Origin of the sequence: Chroococcidiopsis cubana SAG 39.79, assembly GCF_003991895.1 — a bacterium.
GTDB classification, from domain to species: domain Bacteria; phylum Cyanobacteriota; class Cyanobacteriia; order Cyanobacteriales; family Chroococcidiopsidaceae; genus Chroococcidiopsis; species Chroococcidiopsis thermalis.
In genome coordinates, this window is the sequence record NZ_RSCK01000172.1 from 1 (window position 1) to 6,792 (window position 6,792).

Here is a 6,792-nt window from a genome sequence, read left to right on the forward strand (position 1 = left end):
CTGCTTAAAATTAGCCAAGCTGGCTACTCAGGAATTATCGTGCCGATTTTCGGATTTATCCCATTAAGTTGACAATGCCCGCCCGCTCTGCCCCACAACACTGTTTTAGCCCCCGATGATACTCCTCAACTGCCCAAGCAAATTCAGCCAGTTGTAATCGCCGTAACTCAGTTAGAGTCAAATTGTTGGTTGCCCAGTAATCAATGTCACCGTCTGGGGTAACAATCTTGAATACTTTGACAAAACCGTAGCCCTTGAGATGTACCACGCTACCTGTAGATGCAATATCTACATCACTTAAAGGACGATTGCCTGTGTTGTCAGGATTGACATGACGGTTGCATTTGAGCCGCGTCAACCAAATCCAGTTATAGCTGCGAATCAGTTTGAGGTTGTCTAGACTGCTGTACCAACTATCAAACACTACACATTCAGGGGCAGACCCTCTTGCCCTTGCTGTTTGTAGCATGGCGCGAAAATGGTCGTTCTTGGTTGCCCTATCGACTAACTTCTCGTAAAACCTATAATCTAAAGGGATGTGGCGATCGCCCTCAGTCCACAACAGGGTAATTAGGTTAATTCCTTGCACCACCCGTCCATGCTTTCCAGACCAGTGCCGTGTCACTAATTCCATCTTCTCGGCATAAAACTTGTCGAGGGTGGAATCGTCAATCACCAAAATGCCCGTGTTTAAGCTAACGTGCTGCTGTGCTTCTATCCATAGCACCTCTGGTGATGGCTCCATCCGATGTAGCAAACGGGTAATGGCATCATGGGCTGGCGGATTGTCGGACTCTGGTTGGACTCGCTGAGCTTCCGTGCCACTATATGCTTTGTGCGTTGCAATCAGAAAGTTAATGTAATCATACTCGTTGTACTTAGGTGGGTTCATTCTTTTGTTTTATCCTACCTTTGGTTCAACTGCGTAACTCCTGTAGTAGAAATGTCTTGCGTAGATTCCGCAAATATATAATAAGTATGGATGAGTAATGGTAGTTTTAAATATTCTCCGTATACTGACATCGTGCAGCTTCTATTGACTGGGCAAAGCAACGCGAACAGCAATTTTGGGTAGCGAAAACTCGTTTGCGAGTGAGGCAAGTGCAGATAAATTTGACCTCAAGCAGTATGTTCAGATCGCTAGTGAAGGCTTAGAATATTTCAGACTAGTGAAGCAGAAAAGATCTCGGTAAGGGCAATTGTAATCCTGCCTTCCTGTTGAGCAAACTAGCGTGAAATGCTGATGGAGCGAGTTTATTTTCAATTTCATGCCGAACTAAATGACTTTTTGCCTCCAGTGAAAAGACGGGTTTGGTTTGTGCATCAATTGCCCCAAAAGGTAGCCGTCAAAGACGCGATCGAAGCTTTGGGCATACCGCATCCAGAAGTTGACTTAATTTTAGTCAACGGTGAATCGGTTGATTTTTCCGATTTAATTGGCGATGGCGATCGCGTTAGCGTTTATCCTATTTCAGTAAAAGTTGAGGTAACTTCTCCCTCTCGCGTGCGACCACCACAATTAGCACAGATCCAGTTTGTTCTGGATATCCATTTGGGCAAACTTGCTACCTACTTGCGTTTGTTGGGCTTCGACACCTTGTATCAAAATGATTACGAGGATGAAGAGTTAGCTAAAATTTCTAGCCGCGAAAACCGAATTGTATTAACAAAAGATCGGGGTTTATTGAAGCGTAGTATTGTAATTTACGGCTACTGCGTGCGCCAACAAGATCCGTTCAAGCAAGTAGTGGAAGTCTTGCGACGCTTCGATTTATTTAACGCGATCGCACCTTTACAAAGATGTTTGCGCTGCAATGGTTTGTTGCAATCTGTAACTAAAAAAGAGATCGGCGATCGCCTCCCACCTAAAACAAGAGAATTTTACGATCGATTCTCAATTTGTCAGGATTGCGCTCAAATTTACTGGCAAGGCGCACACTTTACCCGCATCCAAAATTTCATCACACGGATTCAAACGAGTATGACTAAATTTTGATAGTTGCTAAATGACCCAATTCACTGCTTGACATAGAATACAGCCTTTGGCAATCGAACAAGCGATCGACAAAGCGCGAGCGTCTAGTGGCAGAATGAAAAGCATGAGACTTGAAGATCGATGAATATGCCCTTTAACATTCGTCAGCTAGATCGTCTCTCCTACGATGATGTTGAACCGATTCTCGACAACTACATCAGTGGCGCGATCGAACAATTTGTCAACTCTCCTGAAGGAGAAGCCCACCTCAAGAATTACCCAGAAGGTGGCGGTTGGATTGGCACCTTCATTGAAATGGGCTACAACTACGGCGAGACGACGCTGCCCAAAATGACGAAAGGGAACGTACAAACCCTGATGGAATATACTCTGCCGCGCAAAGTCACCATTTTCGATCCAGCTGAAGCCGAAGATGCCATTCCCGAACTGGTTGCCTTCTGGCAGTTTCTCCAACGGGAATACAACCTTCGCAGCGCCAAGGCGATCGTCAAATATCTGGAATCGCTGGCATCCCAATTTCCCAACATGATGAGCGATCCCTCCAGAGGTGGTATTGCCAAAGCATTTATGATGATGGGTGATCAAGCTGGATTTGACATGACCGCTCCCGAAGGCATTCAAGCATTTCAACAACAGTACAACGCCAGCCTCAAATCCGCTCCTCCCGACCTGACTACCAATGCGCTGAAAAATTTGATTCAGGGGGGATTAGCTCTGCCGGACTCCGAGCGATCGACTCCATCCCCGTCCATACCGAAAGGAATGGGAATGCAAAAGGCTCCGCCCGCGAAAAAGACTCCTCGCAAGAGAACTAGCCGTAAGAAGAAATGACGCTCCGAATTCGTGGAGTCGTCAAGGCGGCTCAAACGGCACAAGATAGCTTGAATAGCGGCATCCCCTCCCAGGAGATTACTGCTTTTAAGGCATTTGTCACTAACTCGCTTGAAGCGATCGAGCAATTATGCGATCGAGAGCAAATGACACCAGAGCAGTTGCCAAGTAGATCGCGTTTGGCTTACTCCTTTCTTAAAGGGATCGATCTGGACAACTTGCCGATTTTGGAAAGTCGTATTGCCTCTGCAAAAAAAGCGCCGCTCGGTCTCAAGAACATTAAAGTACAGCAACGAAGTATTTTGCAGCAACTCTCATATCTAGCTGCCAGTTCCACCCCAAAACCCGATCTATTCCAAAAGCTGCTTGACTCTTTAACCCACGCTGTTGCAGAAATTGAAAAGATTTGCGCCCAACATCAGGCAACACCAGCCGACTTAAGTAGTTCCTCTGGCTCGATATATGCTTGGATGAAGTTTTTGAGCGATGAATCCTATCTACAACTGCACCTCCAGACAACTCGTTCTGCCTGGCAAATCGCTCAAGCAGTTTCTCGAAGGCATTGTCAGCAGTTAGAAGTCGCAACTGAGGTGACATACCAAGCAGGATTGTACAAATACAGGCGGCAAGGAAACGCCGCCACTCTCACCATCAGCGAAGGATTTATCTACGCCAATAGTGAAGTCTTGACAGCACTGGTGACAGACGCATTACTAGGCAAAAGCCAAGAGCGTTCGCGACTCGTCAAAGATTTTGCTAGTTCGCCAGAATACAGTCAAGTACTATTGGAGTTGGACTCGTTTGCCAGTGCAAATCGAGACCAAGCTCAAGGCAAGTGCTACGACTTGGAAGAGTTATTTGACCGACTCAATCGCGAGTATTTTGCTTCAACTTTGGTCAAACCGCGCCTAAGTTGGAGCCAACTGAACACTTACCGCAAGTTTGGCTACTATCACCCAGCTAAAGACCGAGTGGTTATCAGCTCAACTCTGGATGATGCACGGATTCCCCAGTTTGTGGCTGAGTTTGTCTTGTATCACGAACTCCTACACAAATATCATGGGGCAAAATTAGTAAATGGCAGGCGTATGGTTCACACTCGTGAGTTTCGCCGAGACGAGCAGCAGTTTAAGTTTGATCGAGAGGCTTCTAGATGGCTGGAAAAGTTGGCATGGAATCAAGCGCGGATTTTTGATTCAGAGCAATGGCTGTAAGCGATCGATCTGGGGTTGCATCAGACGATCGTAGCCAAGAAGACTGCTGCTGGCTCAAAACAAAATTTGTCTGGTGTGGAAGTCTACTGCTGCTTGTGGCAAGAGATTGCTATCGCCTCGGACTTCGACGATAAGCAGACATGTATCGTGCAAAGTGCTCTACAACAAATGCGATCGCGCTGCTCAAGCTCCGATTCAATCGGGATAAATAATTACCTTAGAAGCTTGGCAAAAAATCTGTATGCAGTGCTACAATTCCATTAATTTCTCATCTGATATATGAGATTCTACGCAAGGATTACGCTTACTTGAAAGTTGGGTTCAAACTATTAATTCATTGTATTTTTACAAAACTATTGTCTATGTTTATATCTGCTTCACCTAGTCACTAAGATTCCTAGTTAAACTATGCATATATACAGACAATAACTAAGTTAAACTTTATAAATTATTGGCTAAAGCGTCTCTGAAAGCATTTGGAGACGCTTTAACATTTGAGGAGTCACCCAAATTGACTAACCATTACCCCAGTTTTATGAGAATTGATAGTAGAGTTGCAGCTGTAGTTTCAAACTGATCTAACTTGTTTCCTGGCAAAGTTTACCCAGTTGTGCAACTTAGTAAACTTTAGCTAATGCTTCCCTCTACTCCGCTGTGGAGTGTTACGCAGTAACTTGTATGAAAGCAATTGTGTTCGATCAAGTGACCGAACGATATAGAGTGTCGCTTGGGTTAGGTGGTAGCGTCCCTCTGGCATCCCGACGCGATCGCGCGGCTTGGGTACAAGCATTGACGAAAATAGCTTTATGTTAATCGTTGCTAGCTTACGGCGCTGCCTAAAGCTCCCTTGAGGGCAGCAATGCCTTGTTCAATGCTGCCCCACAGACCCATATCAGGCTCTTTGCCAGCTAGCTCTCGCGTTCCCACAAAGTAAAGAACTCCTTTAAGAATCTCTTGGTGAGCGCGGTTTTCAAAGTTGACTCGGTTCAGCGGCTCCACCAGATCTTGAAGCTCATCGTCCAAGGACTGAGCAACCTTGTGTATAACTAGCCCGGTCATTGTCTGCTGATGCTTTAACAACTCAAGCTGTAAGTACTTGTCATACAGGGTTAGCTCGGAGCCGCCCATCATTTGCCTTACCTTCTGTGCATGTTGTTGAGTAATGTCGCGAGGTTCTACAACGTTGCCGGATCTAGAAATGACTGCTTTGATCGTGCTGAGATTTTCGCGATCGCTCTCGATCATTCCTTCGAGCCGCTCACAAATTGTCTTGTCGTCTGTCTGCGCGATTAAATTTTGTTCGCTTTCCAACAAAATATTCTGAAAAAGCTCTAGATCAGCCAGCTTCGTTGCTAGATTTGTTGCATTAGTCATTGTCGTTAACTCCAGACTACAGGTTTTAGCGATTGTGGCAATCAAACTCACTTTTTCTATGCTTTCGTGAGGTTTGAGTCAGTCCCTCCTTCTTCAGAAAGATTTATACTAGGTTTGCCATAGCAGGTCATCAATGCCAACGACTAAGGCTTAGAGATGATTAGCGATCGCTTTGCTTGCGGGTTGCTTAGCGATGGTGTTTCAATTTAATTGTCAGGATTGCGGCTTCACCAAGTAGGAGTTTGCTCTCATTCTAAATCTTGTCTCTCCATTTCTTCCTCAACAGCACGATAGTAAGCCGCGATCGCCGCCTCTTGTTCGCCGCGCAGGGTGTAGCGCCGAAAAGCTTTCTCGCTCTGATGTCCGGTCAGTTTCCTAGCATGAGTGGGATCGACACCCATCAGCAATAACTCGGTGCTGTAGGTATGGCGGAACGAGTGTGGATGTAGCTGAGGAATTTCTGCCAATTCGCCAATCTTTTCTATGGCAAAGTAGATGCCGTGGTAGCTCAATCGCTCACATGAACGAGTTGTATGATGGGACAGGATTAAGGGGCGATCGCTTGTTATCTCTTCTCCTTGTTCTTCACGCCAGGATAAATATTCATTGAGTGCATTGAGGCTTTGTTTTCGCAGTGGCACTAATCGCGGCTCGTTGGTCTTCGTATCCGCTACAAATAATAGCCTACCGTCAAACGCGCCGACGTTAAGACTGACAATCTCTCCCGCCCGCAAGCCGTGACTCAAGATGTGGAGCAAAGCTAGATCCCGCTGTTGCGTCTCATCTAAATACTCGGTTGCCGCCCAGATTCGCTGTACTTGCTCGGCTGTTAAGCTTTGGGCAGGGGGTAAAGGAATTTTTTCTAGCTTCACGCTTGCAGTTGGGTTGACGGCGAGGATGTCAGGGTAAGCCTGCACCATCCAACCAAAGAAACTTTTGAGCGTAGCGATCGCGCTATTGATACTGCTTTTAGATAGCGATTTACCCGATTGAGATTGCACTTCCTCCACTAAATAAGCTTTGTACTGGGCGATATGGCGCGGTTTGATCTCACCCCACAGCAGATCGGTCCAGGCGATAAAGCGCCTCAATTCTCGTTCGTAAACCTTACGGGAGTTGGGAGCTAAGTTGTTACTGTTGATAAACTCTCTAACTTTAGTCACGCGGAGATCGGTTAGTGCCGTCCCAATTTTGGTAGGTCTGCCCCGCCTCGTCGGTTGAGCTAGAGGTACAGTATCCAAGCTACCAGAATTAAGGGAAATCACTTTGATGGGTGGTAGGCGATCGCTACTGTCCATAATCGAATGGCACTAAGAAAAGCTGAAATACTTGTGATTTAAGCAGTTTGTAATTGTTCGTGTAATTCGTGCCTTGATT

General features: G+C 46.0%; 6 protein-coding genes and 1 pseudogene. 4 read left to right on the forward strand and 3 right to left on the reverse strand.

The window, feature by feature from the left end; all coding sequences use genetic code 11:
- Positions 1-73: 73 nt before the first annotated feature.
- A pseudogene (locus DSM107010_RS36085) lies at positions 74-892 on the reverse strand (IS701 family transposase); the annotation flags it as partial.
- Positions 893-1,243: 351 nt separating this feature from the next.
- On the opposite strand from DSM107010_RS36085, the gene DSM107010_RS36090 reads away from it, so the two are divergent.
- From DSM107010_RS36090 to DSM107010_RS42650, 4 genes are all read left to right on the forward strand, one after another.
- Positions 1,244-1,996 carry a Mut7-C RNAse domain-containing protein gene (locus DSM107010_RS36090; RefSeq protein ID WP_127025280.1) on the forward strand — a complete coding sequence of 251 codons (753 nt, stop codon included), beginning with the start codon at positions 1,244-1,246 and terminating at the stop codon, positions 1,994-1,996.
- Positions 1,997-2,122: 126 nt separating this feature from the next.
- On the forward strand, positions 2,123-2,827 hold the full coding sequence (locus DSM107010_RS36095) for a hypothetical protein (protein ID WP_106170047.1): 705 nt from the start codon (positions 2,123-2,125) through the stop codon (positions 2,825-2,827).
- Positions 2,824-4,041 carry a SprT-like domain-containing protein gene (locus DSM107010_RS36100; RefSeq protein ID WP_106170050.1) on the forward strand — a complete coding sequence of 406 codons (1,218 nt, stop codon included), beginning with the start codon at positions 2,824-2,826 and terminating at the stop codon, positions 4,039-4,041. Before DSM107010_RS36095 ends, DSM107010_RS36100 begins: the two co-directional genes overlap by 4 nt.
- A gap of 678 nt (positions 4,042-4,719) precedes the next feature.
- Entirely contained in the window at positions 4,720-4,854 is a 135-nt protein-coding gene (locus tag DSM107010_RS42650) for a hypothetical protein (protein ID WP_258184046.1), read from the forward strand.
- A gap of 6 nt (positions 4,855-4,860) precedes the next feature.
- Here DSM107010_RS42650 and DSM107010_RS36105 read toward each other — a convergent pair whose 3' ends face one another.
- Positions 4,861-5,415: a hemerythrin HHE cation-binding protein gene (locus DSM107010_RS36105; RefSeq protein WP_106170052.1), complete on the reverse strand. Its 555-nt coding sequence runs from the start codon at positions 5,413-5,415 to the stop codon at positions 4,861-4,863.
- 248 nt (positions 5,416-5,663) lie between these two features.
- Complete coding sequence (locus DSM107010_RS36110; RefSeq protein WP_127025278.1) at positions 5,664-6,713, reverse strand: tyrosine-type recombinase/integrase; 1,050 nt, start codon at positions 6,711-6,713, stop codon at positions 5,664-5,666.
- Between the last annotated feature and the right edge of the window lie 79 nt (positions 6,714-6,792).